The 15,301-nt window shown below is 35.9% G+C and carries 18 protein-coding genes; 4 read left to right on the top strand and 14 right to left on the bottom strand.

Going from position 1 to position 15,301, the window contains the following annotated elements:
• Positions 1 to 117 precede the first annotated feature (117 nt).
• Positions 118 to 1,236 (bottom strand): GPR endopeptidase, encoded by a 1,119-nt coding sequence (gpr, locus tag BC6307_RS15775; protein WP_094366147.1) that lies wholly within the window; start codon positions 1,234 to 1,236, stop codon positions 118 to 120.
• A 693-nt stretch (positions 1,237 to 1,929) separates the two neighbouring features.
• Between gpr and rpsT the strand changes: the two genes are divergently transcribed.
• Positions 1,930 to 2,196, top strand: a complete 267-nt coding sequence (gene rpsT / locus BC6307_RS15780; protein ID WP_066414764.1) for a 30S ribosomal protein S20 — start codon at positions 1,930 to 1,932, stop codon at positions 2,194 to 2,196.
• Positions 2,197 to 2,477: 281 nt separating this feature from the next.
• Here the strand turns inward: rpsT and holA are convergent, their stop codons facing one another.
• Positions 2,478 to 3,497, bottom strand: coding sequence for a DNA polymerase III subunit delta (holA, locus tag BC6307_RS15785; RefSeq protein ID WP_066414766.1), 1,020 nt, complete (start codon positions 3,495 to 3,497; stop codon positions 2,478 to 2,480).
• A 343-nt stretch (positions 3,498 to 3,840) separates the two neighbouring features.
• Here holA and BC6307_RS15790 point away from each other — a divergent pair, with 343 nt between their 5' ends.
• Positions 3,841 to 3,975, top strand: a complete 135-nt coding sequence (locus BC6307_RS15790) for a YqzM family protein (RefSeq protein ID WP_084380342.1) — start codon at positions 3,841 to 3,843, stop codon at positions 3,973 to 3,975.
• A gap of 144 nt (positions 3,976 to 4,119) precedes the next feature.
• Here BC6307_RS15790 and BC6307_RS15795 read toward each other — a convergent pair whose 3' ends face one another.
• The 3 genes from BC6307_RS15795 to BC6307_RS15805 form a co-directional block, all read right to left on the bottom strand.
• Positions 4,120 to 6,411 (bottom strand): DNA internalization-related competence protein ComEC/Rec2, encoded by a 2,292-nt coding sequence (locus BC6307_RS15795; RefSeq protein WP_157729286.1) that lies wholly within the window; start codon positions 6,409 to 6,411, stop codon positions 4,120 to 4,122.
• Positions 6,412 to 6,418: 7 nt separating this feature from the next.
• The gene (locus BC6307_RS15800) at positions 6,419 to 6,988 is read right to left on the bottom strand and encodes a ComE operon protein 2 (protein WP_066414769.1); all 570 of its coding nucleotides are present in this window, start codon (positions 6,986 to 6,988) and stop codon (positions 6,419 to 6,421) included.
• 61 nt (positions 6,989 to 7,049) lie between these two features.
• Positions 7,050 to 7,694, bottom strand: a complete 645-nt coding sequence (locus tag BC6307_RS15805) for a helix-hairpin-helix domain-containing protein (RefSeq protein ID WP_066414770.1) — start codon at positions 7,692 to 7,694, stop codon at positions 7,050 to 7,052.
• 87 nt (positions 7,695 to 7,781) lie between these two features.
• Here BC6307_RS15805 and comER point away from each other — a divergent pair, with 87 nt between their 5' ends.
• Positions 7,782 to 8,600, top strand: a complete 819-nt coding sequence (gene comER / locus BC6307_RS15810; protein WP_066414772.1) for a late competence protein ComER — start codon at positions 7,782 to 7,784, stop codon at positions 8,598 to 8,600.
• A gap of 120 nt (positions 8,601 to 8,720) precedes the next feature.
• Here comER and BC6307_RS15815 read toward each other — a convergent pair whose 3' ends face one another.
• The 8 genes from BC6307_RS15815 to BC6307_RS15850 are packed head-to-tail and all read right to left on the bottom strand — an operon-like array spanning position 8,721 to position 13,736.
• The gene (locus tag BC6307_RS15815) at positions 8,721 to 9,470 is read right to left on the bottom strand and encodes a class I SAM-dependent DNA methyltransferase (RefSeq protein WP_066414774.1); all 750 of its coding nucleotides are present in this window, start codon (positions 9,468 to 9,470) and stop codon (positions 8,721 to 8,723) included.
• Positions 9,471 to 9,472: 2 nt separating this feature from the next.
• Positions 9,473 to 9,823: a ribosome silencing factor gene (gene rsfS / locus BC6307_RS15820; protein ID WP_066414775.1), complete on the bottom strand. Its 351-nt coding sequence runs from the start codon at positions 9,821 to 9,823 to the stop codon at positions 9,473 to 9,475.
• Complete coding sequence (gene yqeK, locus BC6307_RS15825; protein ID WP_066414777.1) at positions 9,820 to 10,398, bottom strand: bis(5'-nucleosyl)-tetraphosphatase (symmetrical) YqeK; 579 nt, start codon at positions 10,396 to 10,398, stop codon at positions 9,820 to 9,822. The genes rsfS and yqeK overlap by 4 nt, the downstream gene beginning before the upstream one ends.
• Positions 10,385 to 10,954 carry a nicotinate-nucleotide adenylyltransferase gene (locus tag BC6307_RS15830; protein WP_425319474.1) on the bottom strand — a complete coding sequence of 190 codons (570 nt, stop codon included), beginning with the start codon at positions 10,952 to 10,954 and terminating at the stop codon, positions 10,385 to 10,387. Before BC6307_RS15830 ends, yqeK begins: the two co-directional genes overlap by 14 nt.
• A gap of 17 nt (positions 10,955 to 10,971) precedes the next feature.
• Positions 10,972 to 11,265, bottom strand: a complete 294-nt coding sequence (gene yhbY, locus BC6307_RS15835) for a ribosome assembly RNA-binding protein YhbY (RefSeq protein WP_066414781.1) — start codon at positions 11,263 to 11,265, stop codon at positions 10,972 to 10,974.
• Positions 11,259 to 12,092, bottom strand: a complete 834-nt coding sequence (aroE, locus tag BC6307_RS15840; RefSeq protein ID WP_066414789.1) for a shikimate dehydrogenase — start codon at positions 12,090 to 12,092, stop codon at positions 11,259 to 11,261. The genes yhbY and aroE overlap by 7 nt, the downstream gene beginning before the upstream one ends.
• Positions 12,093 to 12,110: 18 nt before the next feature.
• A complete protein-coding gene (gene yqeH, locus BC6307_RS15845) occupies positions 12,111 to 13,214 on the bottom strand; it encodes a ribosome biogenesis GTPase YqeH (RefSeq protein WP_066414791.1) in 1,104 nt (367 codons plus the stop codon).
• Between the two features lie 3 nt (positions 13,215 to 13,217).
• A complete protein-coding gene (locus BC6307_RS15850; RefSeq protein WP_066414793.1) occupies positions 13,218 to 13,736 on the bottom strand; it encodes a YqeG family HAD IIIA-type phosphatase in 519 nt (172 codons plus the stop codon).
• A gap of 516 nt (positions 13,737 to 14,252) precedes the next feature.
• On the opposite strand from BC6307_RS15850, the gene sda reads away from it, so the two are divergent.
• The gene (gene sda / locus BC6307_RS15855) at positions 14,253 to 14,390 is read left to right on the top strand and encodes a sporulation histidine kinase inhibitor Sda (RefSeq protein WP_066414795.1); all 138 of its coding nucleotides are present in this window, start codon (positions 14,253 to 14,255) and stop codon (positions 14,388 to 14,390) included.
• Positions 14,391 to 14,465: 75 nt separating this feature from the next.
• On the opposite strand, the gene BC6307_RS15860 is transcribed toward sda, so the two are convergent.
• Positions 14,466 to 15,245, bottom strand: coding sequence for a phosphatidylserine decarboxylase (locus tag BC6307_RS15860; RefSeq protein ID WP_066414797.1), 780 nt, complete (start codon positions 15,243 to 15,245; stop codon positions 14,466 to 14,468).
• Positions 15,246 to 15,301 lie beyond the last annotated feature (56 nt).

The following is a 15,301-nucleotide window of genomic DNA, read 5'->3' on the forward strand; positions in this document are numbered from 1 at the left end:
CCTTTCCTTCACGATTACTAGATGTGTATGTCGGAAGGAAAGGGTTTAGAACAAGCTTGTCCTATTTATATTTAAGTTTTTAAACTTGTTTATTTTTTACATCCCTCAAAGTAATAATTAATGCGTATAAGCTCCTACATTATCTTGATCTACTTGACTATGTAGTGCTGCATTTAAGCCGCCAGCAATAACGTTCCCCATATCTTCTATAAAATCATCCACTTCTTTAGGTGTTACCATTAAATTATGACCAAGGGGCTGAAGCACTTCATGTATTAACCTTCTTTTTTCCTCTTCTTCTAGCGTACCAACCATTCCTAAAAAGCTTTGGCGATGTTCCTCTGATGGCAGATCTTCGTCAGTTAACACTTTTTTCTCACCAAACGTCATTCCGGCAGGGGCTAGAGCACGAGATGGTCGGTCTCCTTCTTTCATTTCTCTACCAAAATGCTTCAAAATAAAATCTATCGTATCACTTGTAATGGAAACTGCATCTACAACCGTTGGGATACCTATAGCGATAACAGGAATTCCTAACGTTTCTTTACTCAATTCTTTCCGTTTATTTCCTACTCCTGATCCCGGATGAATACCAGTATCTGAAATTTGTATCGTAGAGTTCACTCGTTCTACTGACCTTGCAGCTAATGCGTCAATCGCTATAACGAAATCTGGCTTTGACTTTTCTACTACTCCAAAAATGATGTCACTCGTTTCAATTCCAGTTAATCCCATAACACCAGGCACGATGGAACTTACCGGACGAAATCCTTCTTGTACATTCTCTGGTTGAAGCGCAAATAGATGTCTCGTAATTAGTAAGTTTTCACATACTATCGGCCCTAGCGCATCAGGTGTTACATTCCAGTTCCCTAATCCTACAACTAAACAGCTTGCATCTTTCGGAATTCCTAATTGTTCTAAAAATCGGGAAAACTCTTTTGCGAAAACTGTTTCTACTCTATCTTGCAGTTCTGTATCCTTTTGCCGGATTCCTTGAACCTCGAATGTTAAATAATTTCCTGGCTTTTTCCCAGTAATCTCTGCTCCTTGTTCGGTAATTGTTACGGTCGTAATTTTTACTCCATCTTCTTCGCGATCTTTTATTACAACACCTTCAAGTGCCGAAACAGGCTCCTTCGCATCTTGATTATGTTTATCTAATGCCATCTGGCTAGCTTCCACTGCTAGGTCGGTTCGTATGTTGTATTGGCTTAAATCTAGTTCCACTGTCAAAAGTCCTCCTATCATCTCTTACCAAAATTTACTTTTATCTTTACCTAACTTACATTTATTCATGCAAAGAAGTTTAATCGTCAAGTTTTTTTAGTAGACTTATTCGGTCAGCAATACTTACTCCAGATCTTATAAAAGGACGAGGTCGGTACTTTTTCCACCTTTATCCATCAGGGGGACGAGGTCGGCACTTTTTTCCATCTATATCCATTAAGGGGCGAGGTCGGCACTTTTTTCCATCTGTATCCATTAAGGGACGAGGTCGGTACTTTTTCCACCTTTATCAATTAGGGGGCGAGGTCGGCACTTTTTTTCCATCTGTATCCATTAGGGGACGAGGTCGGCACTTTTTTCCATCTGTATCCATTAGGGGACGAGGTCGGCACTTTTTTCCATCTATATCCACATCAGGGGACGAGGTCGGCACTTTTTTCCATCTATATCCACATCAGGGGGCGAGGTCGGCACTTTTTTCCATCTATATCCACATCAGGGGACGAGGTCGGCACTTTTTCTCGAAAAAGTCGTTTTTAGTACGATAAAAATCGAAGCTAATTCGCCTTTCAAGAAAAATACCTTGACTAACTATTGCATAATCTCTTTGATTTTGATAGAATATCACTTGTTCTTATTGTAAAAATATCGAGTTCATATAATTCTCGATTTGTTTGAAAATGTATGGAGGTGAACTACATGCCAAATATTAAATCTGCAATTAAACGTGTAAAAACTAGCGATCAACGTCGTGCACATAATGCAACTGTTAAATCTGCAATGCGTACAGCAGTTAAGAAAGTAGAAGCTTTCGTTGCTAATAACGATGTGGAAGGTGCAAAAACTGCATACTTAGAAGCTGCAAGCCGTTTAGACAAAGCTGCTCAAAAAGGTCTTATCCACAAAAATGCTGCTGACCGTCAAAAAGCTCGCTTAGCGAAAGCTGTTAACGGTGTAACTGCATAATGATAAAAAGCGATCCACTTGGGTCGTTTTTTTATTTTCACAAGAGAAAGCGCTTTCCTATATTCTTAAAACAGTGGAAAAACGAAATGTTTTTCCACTGTTTTGTTTGTACACATTAAGAAAGTAGATTCAATATACGTGGTTTAATGTGTTTTATTCTATAGCAACTACTATTAGTGAAAAATTTGTTATAAAACTAATGAACTTTTTAAAAACCTTATAATGTTAACGAACAAAAAAGTCCTAAAAGTCAGTTTCTACTGACTTTTAGGACAACTCATTTATTTCAGGTTCGCCAATTTTAATAATAACAACTCAATTGCTAACCGTTTGTCGATGTTCCCGCTTTTCATGGAATAATCCGCTTCCGCTAAATTATCAATTAAGTTCATTAGTTCCGGCCTGCTAAAACGGCGTCCGTGTTGAGCTGCCAATTTTACTCTATATGGGTGGACCTTTACGATACTTGCGATTTTTTGTTGGCTATAACCTTGCTCTGTCAGATCTTTCACTTGGTACACTAAACGAAATTGATTTGTTAACAATGCATGTATTTTAATTGGTTCCTCGTTGTTACGATACAATTCAAATAATATTTCAAGGGCGCGATCTATTTTTCTTTGAACAATACTTTCAATTAGTTCAAAAACATTATGTTCCATTGTCTTTGCCGCTAATTTTTGTACCACTTCTGTTGTAATATTACCAGAGCCAATATACATGGCCATCTTGTTTATTTCTTGGGCAAGGACGGCTAAGTGTACTCCAGCAATTTTTAATAATTCTTCCGCAGCATCTTCCTCTATTCCAGTCCCGTATTCTTTAGCTTTTTGAGTTATCCATTGCTTTAAATCTCGTTCATTTAATGTATTAGCTTCTAATACGTCTGAAGTCTTTTTTAATGTTTTTACAATCTTTTTCCGCTCATCTAGCTTTTCATACGATGCTAATATAACAAATACCGTATATGGAGCTGGTGATTCAATATAGGATAAAAAGCGATCTATATTATGTTCTACTTTACTTTTATTTTTTTCAGCCGTTAAAAAGAACGGATTAGTTATAATTACAACCCTTTTCTCCCCCATAAACGGCAATGTTTCTGCATCCTCGATAGCCAAATCGATCGAAGTTTCTTCCATATCATAAGAAGATAAATTAAAATCATGCTCATGTTCTTCTAATACATTTTCAATAATAGCGTTTTTCATTTCTTGTAATAAATATTGTTCGGAACCGTATAATAAATAAATGTTGGCGAATTTTTTGGCTTTTAGCTTTTTTATTTGTTCTAATAACATATGTATACTCCCGTCATTCAATCATTTCTGTCATTATCGTAACGAGAAATTTTCGAATTGACAAGTGTTTTAAAAACAGTTCTTTAAATGAATGCAAAAGAGGATTAGTTCTCCTTCCAAAAGTCAAACTAATCCTCCATTTTATATAAACGTTAACAAATAAGCCCCAGGATTCTTACCTGTTAACGATATAACTGAACCGGCCGGTGTGTACTAATTATGATGTCCGATTCTTTCTGAACTATTTGTGACAACTCTTGTCAGTGGTGGAAAACTAAAATTTTCAACATGTAGATTTTTTAGGATGAATCGCTTATACTAATGATGGTAGGGAGGGATACTTATGAACGAATTTGAAAAAAGCGTCCAAACAAAACGTAACGACGTTGTTGATTCTGGTATTGGCTTTGTCGTATCCTTCGGCTTTTTCGCAACACTCTTTATAATGGCAACAGTGATTCACTTTTTAGCATCTTAATTACGGCATTACATAATACCGTACTTGTTTCATCACAGCCAGTTGTGAAAAAGTAAGGGTACCGTATAAAAGAGACTGCAGAGACAGCAGTCTCTTTTTTCATGTAGATTAGGCGCCAAACGATTTTATTATGGATACAATATATTATGGTAATACAGTTGAAAATGTTCCACTTCTTGTTGTGAATTTATAGAAAATAGCTCCATTTTCATCTGTACGGAAAATTCGCACTTTCTCGTCGTGTAACCTTTGTAATACTTCAACGTCAGGGTGACCGTACCGATTGTTTCTTCCAACTGAAATTATACCAATATTAGGGTTTACCGCTTGTAAAAACGGTTCTGTCGTTGAAGTAGCGCTTCCGTGATGAGCTATTAATAATACATCCGCACTAAGTGATGGATAAAGGTTTAATAGCTTCTCCTCCGCTTCTTTTTCCATATCACCTGTAAAAAGCCATGTTAGACCGCCTAGTTCCGTTAAAATGGCAATAGAATCATTATTTTTATTTTCATACATTACATCTGGCATTAATATACGGAAAACATATTTACCTACCTTCCAACTCTCACCACTTCGTACATATCGAATTGGTACGTTTTGTCTCATTGCATCTTCAATAAATTGTTCTTCTAATTCATCTCGGCCAAATGTAAATGGAACAACGGTTTCTTTTACATTGAGACTATCCCATAGAACTTCGGCATTTCCGAAATGATCGTAATGACCGTGTGTAATGATGAGTTTATCTAGAGTACGAACGCCTTCTGCTTTTAATAACGGCAAAAGAATCTGTTGCCCACTATGAAATTCATTTCTCCTTTTTCTCCACTCTTCCTTTTCAAAAGGAATTTCACCGCCAGTGTCAATTAGAAATGCACCTTGACCATACGGTAGTTTTACAACGATTGCTGTACCTTGACCTATATCTATAACAATTACCTTCCCGTATGAAGTAAAATACCCACTGTTTAATTGTCCAAAACAAAGGACACATAATAAACTAAAAATAATTATTATTCTTTTTCGGTTACCAGTTTCGATGTAATAAAAAAGCGCAATAATAATCGCATAAAAAATACATACCATGAGCAACTGTGGTTTTCCAAAAGATAAATGTCCAAACGGAACATCGGCCAGATAGATGGCTAAATCGTTCATTACTGTTAAAGGCCATTGCATAAAAGGGAAAATAGCGGAGAGGTAGCCACCGCCTAATATACAAAGGATAAATATAATAAAACTTAGCGGAAGGATAAAAAGCGAATAAAAAGGCACATAAATTGTATTTAATAAAAAGCTCCATAAGGATATTTCGTAAAAGTGATAAATAATGATTGGAAATGACGCTAATTGTGCGATGAAGGAAACGAGTAAGACACGAACAAAGGAGCTTTTTACTGCTTGAATTATTTTAGTCGAAAGGAGTAAAGCCAAACTTACGGAAAAAGAAAGTTGGAATCCAACATGAAACAAAAAATAAGGGTTGATTATTAGCAATACGATACAAGCCAGTCCGATTGCATCAACTGCTAACAGTCGTTTTTTTTGAAGCATGAAAATTAGGACAAATCCCGTCATACAGCTTGCCCTAATAACAGATGGAGCTGCTCCGGCAATAATTACGTAAAAAGGTAAGAACAATAATAACAATTTCAACGCACGCTCTCGAGTTATTCCGACCCGAACACATATATAAAAAAGAAAACCCGTTAGTACTCCTACGTGTAAACCAGAAATTGCTAACAAATGAACAATCCCTAACTTTTGATAGGCGGTTAATGTATTTTCTTCAATAAATTTTCTTTCCCCAAATAACAATGCAATGATAAAGCTACTGGCTGGTGTAGGTATTTCTTCTTGAATGAGTGTCATTCCGCTTTGTCTAAATTGTTGGAGTTTTGTAAAAATAGTCTCTGATTCCTTACAAGAAGTAGGAAGAGCATTTAATTCGTATACCCAATGTATCTTTTGGTGATATAAATATTGGTTATAGTTAAATGCATAGAGGTTAGTTGGATAGGAAGGTTTCTTTAATCGACCAGACCAAATACATTTGGCTCCTGGAAAAAGTTCTTTTGCTTGCTGTGTTTCGGTTTTCGAAGACATAAAATATTGGACAACTAATTTTTCACCACTAGTCTTAATTGTAAAACTGACTTTATCACCATCTATATCGATAATGGATATTATCTCACCTACGATGTGTTCACCATCAGCTTCTGTAAACTTTGTAACATTATTAGCATCGAAGATAAAAATATAAATACATCCGAACAGAAAAAAACTAATCGTAAGAAAAACGGTTCGTCGCTGTTGCAAACAAAAAAAGAAAAGGTACAACAATAAAAGGGCAAGCAACCACCAAGAGAAGTAGGTAGCTGCTATACCTAAACAGAAGGAAATAGCAATATGTAATAAATCACCTTTCCTCAATTTCTCATTACACCTTTCGTTCAAAAAGCTTGTCTATTTTTTCACTGTAATTCAATAATTCTTCCTTTGTTGTACCTGTTGCTTCCAATTTTATTAACAGTTCATCAAAGAGTTCACGTTTTGCAGAAAAATCCGGATCTACCGCATCCTCGGCCATGACGACTTTTTCTGTTCTTACATTTGCTTGTTTAAAGAGTTCTTCTGCGTAAGGGTGATTTTTATAATCTTGAGCATAGTATACAACTTTAATGCCAGCTTGAATGAGAGACTTGCAGCAGTGTAAACAAGGGAAATGAGTAACATATATTTCTGCACCTTCTGTAGGAACACCGAATTTAGCACATTGCAAAAGGGCATTTACTTCTGCATGAATAGTTCGTACACAATGATTATCAATTACATAGCACCCTTCGTCTATGCAGTGTACTCCTCCAGCGATCGAACCGTTATATCCTCCAGCAATGATACGTTTATCTCGAACGATTGTTGCTCCAACCGCAAGTCTTGTACAAGTACTTCGAAGAGCTAGCAAATGGCTTTGCGCCATAAAATATTGATTCCACGAAATTCTAGCCACTTTTTATCCTCCTCTATTTTTTTATAATTTAAGTGTACAAGCAGAATGGTGAATAGGCAATTTAATTTCCTACAATAATTTCATCTCGAATGCTTGCTAACGATTTGTCACCGATTCCCGACACATTGACTAATTCATCTACCGACTTGAAAAATCCATGCTCCTCTCGATAGCGAACGATCGCTTTTGCTTTTGAAGGACCGATCCCAGTTAGTTTCGTAAGCTCTTCTTCTGATGCACTATTAATGTTAATTTTCCCCTCTGATTCACCGGAAGAACTATTTATCGGCTGAGTAGTAACCGCTACATCCATCATTTCCTCCCCGTGCTTAGGTACGTAAATGACCATTTCATCTGTTACTAGAGCCGCTAGATTAACATGGTGGCTATTAGCTTCTTCCGTAAATCCTCCCGCTTTCATAATCGCATCCATCACTCGTTCTCCTGTAGTTAATTGATAAACACCCGGTATGTTAACCTCGCCTTTTACATCTACAATTACGAGTATATTGTTTTCTTCGCTTTTCTCCTCAGTTATCGGATCTACATGTTCACCTTCATAATCCTCTACTTCATCTTGAATTTCAATCCAATCATCCTCATTCGATAAAAATAGTGGTTGAAGAAAGTAAAACAGGCAACAGCCAATTAGAATACCTATCCCAATTAAAAACTTATTTTTATGAACTTCAAATGTTTCTTTCATGGAAGTTTTCATCCTTTCTATTCATATTTCATACAAAGTACACATATAGTTTAGGAGAGAAATCACGGTTAAAAGGAGGGAACAATAATGAAAATAGGATTTATTGGCACAGGAAATATGGGGACCATCCTTATTGACGCATTTGTTGAATCACATGCAGTACCTCCTGAAAATATAACGATTACGAATCGTACTATAAAAAAAGCACTAACAATACAAGAAAGATATAATGACGTTAACGTTAAACATTCAGGTGAAGAAGTTGCAAAAGAAAGTGATGTTATCTTTATTTGCGTAAAACCATTAGAGATTCGTCCCCTTTTAACAAAACTTCTTCCGAATTTAAATAAGGAGCAATGCATCGTCTCCATTACAAGCCCCGTGTCTGTTGAACAATTAGAAAGTGTAGTACCGTGCCAAATCGCAAGAATCATTCCGAGTATTACGAATCAAGCACTCGCTGGTGTTTCGTTATTTACGTATGGACAATCGATGGGAAAAGATTATAAAGACTACTTATGGCGATTATTTTCCCAACTTTCTACACCGATTGAAATTGAGAACAATGTAACAAGAGTTGCTTCCGATATCGTAAGTTGTGGACCAGCATTTTTCAGCTATTTGCTACAAAGATTTATTGACGCTGCAGTAAGCGAAACGGAAATTTCACATGAGCAAGCAACTTCCCTCGCTAGTGAGATGATGATCGGTATGGGTAAATTGTTAGAAAAGCAAATTTTTACTCTTCCAACCCTACAAGAGAAAGTTTGTGTAAAGGGTGGTGTAACTGGAGAAGGAATAAAAGTACTAGAAGGAGAACTAGGTGAAATATTTCATCATTTATTCCATAAGACACACGATAAATATTACGAAGATATTAGTGAAGTGGATGACCAATTTAAATAATACGATATTTCCATACAAAAATCCTTTATCATGTACCATTTTTTATTAAGTTTTTGTTTAGGTAAATTTGTTACAGTAAAAAGAGCAAAAAGAGTAGTCCACATTACTCTTCTTGCTCTTTTATTTTTTACACACGAAATATAATCTTTCAGAAGTATCACTTACCGGTAAAAATGGTTCATCTCCATAAAGTGAAACGATTGAAAACCCAATTTCCTGTAGCCATGCTTGAAATTGCTCGATTGGATAAGTGCGTTGTTTATGTAATTCATCAATTCTTTCATATTGATCCGTATCTTCATCCAAAACAAAAAAAGTAAGCTCATGCTCGATACTATTCTTATATTCACCTTTAAATGAGTTCCAAATATAGGATACTTCATCTTCAACTAGAGTGAACGTGGAACTAGCAAACACTTCATTTATTTTGTAAGCTGAGTGGACATCAAACAAGAAGATTCCACCTTCTTTTAGCTGATCATAAACAGAAGAAAACGTTTGAATCACTTCTTGTTCCGATTGTAAGTAATTTATAGAATCTAAAAAGATAACGATACAATCTTGTCGCTCAAACCCTTGAAGTTCCGCCATGTTTTGTTGAAAAAAGGGAATGGGTATTTGTGCTTCGAATGCTTTCTCATTTGCAATTGCAAGCATATCTTCCGACAAGTCTACCCCAGTTACATCCCACCCCTTTTTCGCAAATCGAACCGAGAGCTCTCCTGTACCACAAGCAACATCTAAAATGGAGAATGATTCCTCGTTCAGGAAATATTGTTCTTTTATTTTTCCTACAAGCGTTACCCATTGATCATATGGTACATCTTCCATAAGCTTGTCGTAAATAAAAGCAAATTGTTCGTAAGCCATTATTATATTCCGCTAATTTGTAGATCAACACGCGGAGCATCGCCCCAAAGTCGTTCTAAGTTATAATACATACGCTCTTCACGATGGAAAACATGAGCAATAACATCGCCTAGATCAATTAAAATCCAGCGCGCTTCGTCAAACCCTTCCATTCTTCGTACAGACACTCCTTGTTCTTCCGCTTTTTCTTTAATTTCTCTCGCAATCGCTTGTACTTGTTTATCTGAATTACCATGGCAAATAAAAAAGTAATCCGACACTAATGAAATTCCTTGCATGTTTAGCGCAACTAAATCTTCCGCTCTTTTATCATCTGCAGCCTTCGCTGTAATTTGTAATAAGTTTTCGTTCATCCTTTGTTTCCTCCCTTTATTTTTAAAAGTAAGTCATTATATGCATCCACTGTTTTGGGGTAAATTCGTTGATTTCGTTTTAAAAGAAATTGAATAGTATTGCGTAATGATTGAACGACCGCTATATCTAAATTTTCTTTCGCAGATTGCCTCACTTCTTCTACACCTGGAAAATCACGTCCCGGTTCAATATAATCTGCCAAAAAAATAACTTTATCTAGCAAGGTCATATTTATTCTTCCCGAAGTATGATACTTAATTGCATCAAGAATTTCAGAGTCCTTTACGCCAACTTCTTTTTCTACGAGAAACGCACCAACTGGAGCATGCCACAATTCTTCATTATGCTCTACTAAGTCTGACGCCATATGTTGTGTGATAATAATATGACGCATTTCTTCAACCGGGCGAAATTTTGCATAATCATGAAAAATCGCAGCGATTTCTGCTTTTTGCGTATCTGCTCCAAACCGATTTGCTAACTGAATTGCTGTTTCCATCACACCGACTGTATGTATATATCTTTTTTCCGTTAGTGCTTCTTTTACAATTTGTAATGCTTTAGTTCTTTCCATAGAGCCGATTCTCCTCAATGATATGCTCCACCTCTTGTGGAACAAAATATTGAATTGGTTTTCCTTCCTTTACTCTCTCTCTCACATTAGTGGAAGAAACATCAAAAAGTGGTGTTTCTACCTCTAAAACAGGGTACGGCGTTTCTAATTGGTAACCTGGTCGTTTTACCCCAACAAATTGTACTTTGTTAATTAGCTCATCAATTTTATACCAGTGGGGTAAATATTCTACCATGTCTGCCCCAATGATGAAGTTAAATTGTTTATCTGGATGTTTTTTTAACAATAAAACAATCGTGTCATAGGAATAGGACGGACCTTCTCTATCTAACTCAATTGTCTCTAGTCGAAAGTGTTGATTATGGTTTATGGCAGTCTCAATCATTTGTATTCTTAGTTCTGTACTCGTAATCGAATCTCGTTGTTTGTGAGGAGGGATACGGTTAGGCATGAACCAAATTTCATCTAACGATAGTCGATGCTTCACTTCATTAGCAATAATTAAATGACCAATATGGGGAGGATCAAATGTTCCTCCGAAAATGCCAATCTTCAATCCCTTACCTCCTTTCATTAATTAGGTAATTGAAGTTGCTTATTTTCTCTCGATTGTTTATATAAAATAATCGTGTTTCCAATTACTTGTACTAACTCTGCTCTAGTTCCATCTACAAGTTCTTCCGCAACTGTATGTTTATCATCTTCACAGTTTTGCAGGACGCTCACTTTTAATAATTCACGTGCTTCTAGAGCCTCAGAGATTTGCTTTACCATATTTTCATTCACTCCACCTTTACCTACTTGAAAAATCGGATCAAGATGATGTGCTTTTGAGCGTAAAAAACGTTTTTGTTTACCTGTTAACATGATGTAGTTCCTCCTAATTGTTGTTCAACTAACTTTGTCATTCTTTCCGTATCCGGATAAATACCAGTCCATAATTGGAAGGCCACAGCCCCTTGGTTTACGAACATTGGTACTCCATTTTGCGTGATTGCTCCTAATTCAGAAGCCTTACTCAATAATGTAGTTTGTAGTGGATTATAGATTATATCACTAACAATTGCACCTTTTTTTAGTCCATCCAAACTTATCGGCATCTCGTTTACATGCGGATGCATTCCGACAGACGTTGTGTTTACGATAATATCATAATCCTCTATATTATTTATTGTATCAAACGAGAAAACGTCACTTTTAAATGCTTCATATTCCTCTAATAAATCTGCCGCTTTTTTAGTAGAACGATTAACAATATCTACTTTTGCTGTTTTTTCTAAAAGAAGCGAATATACAATCGCACGTGATGCCCCTCCAGCTCCAATTACGAGTATTTTTTTATCATCTAGCTGCGTTACATTTTTTAACCCGTTAACAAAGCCAACCCCGTCCGTATTGTATCCGATAAATGTTCCATTATCATTAACGACTGTATTAATAGCTCCTATTTTTTGCGCACCTTCATCAATTTCGTCCACTAAAGAAAGCATCCCTACTTTATGCGGGATCGTTATATTAAATCCTCTTACGCCAAGAGCACGAAATCCTTTCACCGCGTCCTCTAAATTTTCAACTTCTACATGAAACGCGTCATAATAGCCTTTTATATGATGTTGAGCTAATGCGTCATTATGAATGAGCGGTGATAGTGAATGGGCAATAGGACATCCGATTACCCCATATAAATTACTCATTAATTTCCCCCACTTTACTTAAATTAATGATTTGCGAATCATGATACCTACACCTTTAGGAACGTGCGCTACAACTTTTGCTCCAGGTTCATTAATCGTAACCCACCCTAAACCAGAAAACACGATGTCTGTTTTCGCTTCTTTAATCGTGAATTCTTGTTTTGTAAACTCTGGAAAGCTTTCTACATCTTCTTGTCGAGGAGGTTGTAATAAATCCCCTACATGTTCCTTGTATAAAGAATCTGCATTCTCTAATTTTGTTCGATGAATATACAGGTCGTTAGAAACGTACGTAGTGATAGAACGTCGTCCACCAGTAACGTAATCAAATCTTGCTAATCCACCGAAAAATAACGTTTGCCCTTCATTTAACTGAAATACTTTAGGCTTTATTTCTTTTTTCGGTGATATCATTTTTAAATCACGCTTGTCTACAAAATGAGCCATTTGGTGATGATTAATGATTCCTGGTGTATCGTAAAGTGAAGCACCATTATCAAGTGGAATATCAATTAAATCTAAAGTTGTACCTGGAAATTGAGATGTTGTAATAACATCTTTTTCTCCTGAGAAGTCACGAATAATTCGATTAATAAATGTCGACTTACCAACATTCGTACACCCTACAACATACACGTCTTTACCTTCTCGATATGTTTCGATTTTCTCAGCTACTTCTTGTACACCCGTTCCTTTATTAGCACTAATTAAAAATACGTCTTCTGGTTTTAAGCCTAGCTGACTCGCCTCTTGCTTCATCCAATGTACTACTTTTTGTTGTTTCACCGACTTAGGTAGTAAATCTACTTTATTACCTACTAATAACACTTTATTGTTTCCAACGAAACGATGTAATCCAGGCAACCAGCTGCCGTTAAAATCGAAAATATCTACAATTTTCACAACAAGTGCATCAGTATTTCCTATTGAATTTAATATTTTTAAAAAGTCATCGTCTGTTAACGAAACAACTTGAATTTCATTATAATGCTTTAATCGAAAACATCTTTGACAAACAATTTCCTCTTTTTCTAATGAGGACGGCGGAGCATAACCTAATCCTGTTTTATTCTCAGTTTGAATACTTACTCCACAACCGACACAAACAATTCTTTCTTCCATTCTTTATTTTTCCTCCCAATGAAGCATTCCTTTTTTTCGTAACCAATTTAAAATACGTCTTTCCATCATTCGGTTAAATTTTGTAAAAAAACCATCCGTTTGTGCAACAGGAACAACTAAAATTGTATGTAATCCTTGGCGATTGCCTCCTAGTACGTCAGTCATTAGTTGGTCACCAATAACTACAGCTTCTTCTGGTTTTACATTCATGTTATTCAGCGCTCGTCTAAATGCACGTCTCATCGGTTTTCTCGCTTCGTGAATAAATGGTATACCTAATGGTTCACAAAATGCTTGAACTCGTTTCATATTATTATTCGAAACAATGGTCACATCAATGCCTGCATCTTTCATCGATTGTAACCATATCATTAATTCTGGTGTAGCTAACGGGCGATCCCATTCTACTAACGTATTGTCTAAATCCGTAATGATAGCTTTAATTCCTTTATCTTTTAAATGTGTAGGTTTTATATCATATACAGTTTTTACATGTTCTGCTGGTAAAAAGTATTTTAACATCTAATTTTCCCCCTTTAAAGCTTCTCCTCAAACGCTACCGCTCAAAATTTATACTTTACCATCATATCCAATATTTCTCTACGTTCCAAGCTAAAATACGTGTCGAATGCTGTCTTTTCACGAAAAAAACAAAAGAAATATAGAATAAAAAGAAAAATTTTTCGACAAATTATAAAAGCATTCTACAATGTGGATAAACTTATCTACATTATCCATATTGATATGTAAAGGTTTTCCACCATTATAAACAATCTACTCACAACTTATCCACTTTTATCTGTGGATAACAGAACGGTTGTTCCACTTTTAAGAACGTGGTAGAGTAAAACTATCAAATTAATATTATATGTTGATCACGTTATAGATAGACTAAAACAATAGGAAAAATCGTTTATTTTTGACGGTGTTTCACTAATACTGTCTACCACATCGATTCCATCTTCTTAGCTGACAGTTCATCGCTTTTGATAGTATACAATATTAGCAGGAGGTGTACGAGGCTAAGTCCTCCCCAGTATGAGAAAACTCTCTGATGAGCTTTTATTAGAATCATATTTTAAAGCTACGGAATTAAAATTAAGTTCAGACTTTATTCGTTTAATTGAATTAGAAATACAACGTCGTCGTCTCAGCCATAAAATTAAAGCATCTTAAAGTCCTTTATGGACTTTTTTCTTTGTCAAAGAAAAGACTGATGACAATAAGATAGCCATCAGTCTATTGGATCTATCACTTCCAACTTGCAATAATTTGCCCTACTTTAACATCTGCTTTTTCTTTCAATGCATCATTCAATTCCACAGTGCCCTTTTCAAATAAAAGTATTACCGTTGAGCCGAAAGAAAAGTATGCCATATCCTCACCTTTTTGTAACACTTCACCTTTATGAGTCATCTCAATACTATTAACGAACATTGCCCCAACCTTTACGACAGCCACATGCTTGCCGTCACTTTCTAGTTCTGTTATCTTTCGAAAATTTTTAGAAAGAGGATCCTTTCCGTATAGTAGTCCTAAACGGTTAACTGGATAAGATTTCTTGCCTAACGTCCATTGATTTGTAACACGACCGGCAATTGGGCTATGAATACGATGGTAATGGCTTGGACTTAAGTAAAGAATGACGTATGTACCACCCATATACTTCGTTGCGATACTTTCATCAGACAGCATATCCTTTATCGAATAGTGCTTCCCTTTTACAATCATTTCTAGGTTCTCTGTAATGGGGCCAGACTTCTCTACAACTGCATCTACTGGACTAACGATTGTGTTTGATGCTTCATCTATTTTCCTAGCTCCAGGTTTTAATGTACGAATAAATAGTTGCTGTAATGTCGGAAAAGATGATAGTTCGCCATGCATTTCTTCTTGGTTAATGTTATACACTTTTGCAAAGGAAGGAACGATTAACTTGCTTAACTTTGATTGTGCAAAAGACTTTATGATATAAGATGATAACCGATGGTTCGTTAATTCAATAAAAAAACGATAAAAAAACGAGCGCAATATTTTTCCTCCTAGTATAGGCTATTGATTATGTATAATTCATATTGTAATTTGTT

Origin of the sequence: Sutcliffiella cohnii, assembly GCF_002250055.1 — a bacterium.
Lineage (GTDB): Bacteria > Bacillota > Bacilli > Bacillales > Bacillaceae_I > Sutcliffiella > Sutcliffiella cohnii.

Excerpts from the sequence above, each read along its gene's own strand:
- BC6307_RS15790 (WP_084380342.1), top strand. The coding sequence starts at position 3,841 with ATGAACGAATTTGAAAAAAGCGTCCAAACAAAACGTAACGACGTTGTT.
- yqeK (WP_066414777.1), bottom strand. The coding sequence starts at position 10,398 with ATGGAAAGAACTAAAGCATTACAAATTGTAAAAGAAGCACTAACGGAA.
- rsfS (WP_066414775.1), bottom strand. The coding sequence starts at position 9,823 with ATGAACGAAAACTTATTACAAATTACAGCGAAGGCTGCAGATGATAAA.
- comER (WP_066414772.1), top strand. The coding sequence starts at position 7,782 with ATGAAAATAGGATTTATTGGCACAGGAAATATGGGGACCATCCTTATT.
- BC6307_RS15805 (WP_066414770.1), bottom strand. The coding sequence starts at position 7,694 with ATGAAAGAAACATTTGAAGTTCATAAAAATAAGTTTTTAATTGGGATA.
- sda (WP_066414795.1), top strand. The coding sequence starts at position 14,253 with ATGAGAAAACTCTCTGATGAGCTTTTATTAGAATCATATTTTAAAGCT.
- rpsT (WP_066414764.1), top strand. The coding sequence starts at position 1,930 with ATGCCAAATATTAAATCTGCAATTAAACGTGTAAAAACTAGCGATCAA.
- yqeH (WP_066414791.1), bottom strand. The coding sequence starts at position 13,214 with ATGGAAGAAAGAATTGTTTGTGTCGGTTGTGGAGTAAGTATTCAAACT.
- aroE (WP_066414789.1), bottom strand. The coding sequence starts at position 12,092 with ATGAGTAATTTATATGGGGTAATCGGATGTCCTATTGCCCATTCACTA.
- BC6307_RS15815 (WP_066414774.1), bottom strand. The coding sequence starts at position 9,470 with ATGGCTTACGAACAATTTGCTTTTATTTACGACAAGCTTATGGAAGAT.
- holA (WP_066414766.1), bottom strand. The coding sequence starts at position 3,497 with ATGTTATTAGAACAAATAAAAAAGCTAAAAGCCAAAAAATTCGCCAAC.
- yhbY (WP_066414781.1), bottom strand. The coding sequence starts at position 11,265 with ATGTTAACAGGTAAACAAAAACGTTTTTTACGCTCAAAAGCACATCAT.
- BC6307_RS15850 (WP_066414793.1), bottom strand. The coding sequence starts at position 13,736 with ATGTTAAAATACTTTTTACCAGCAGAACATGTAAAAACTGTATATGAT.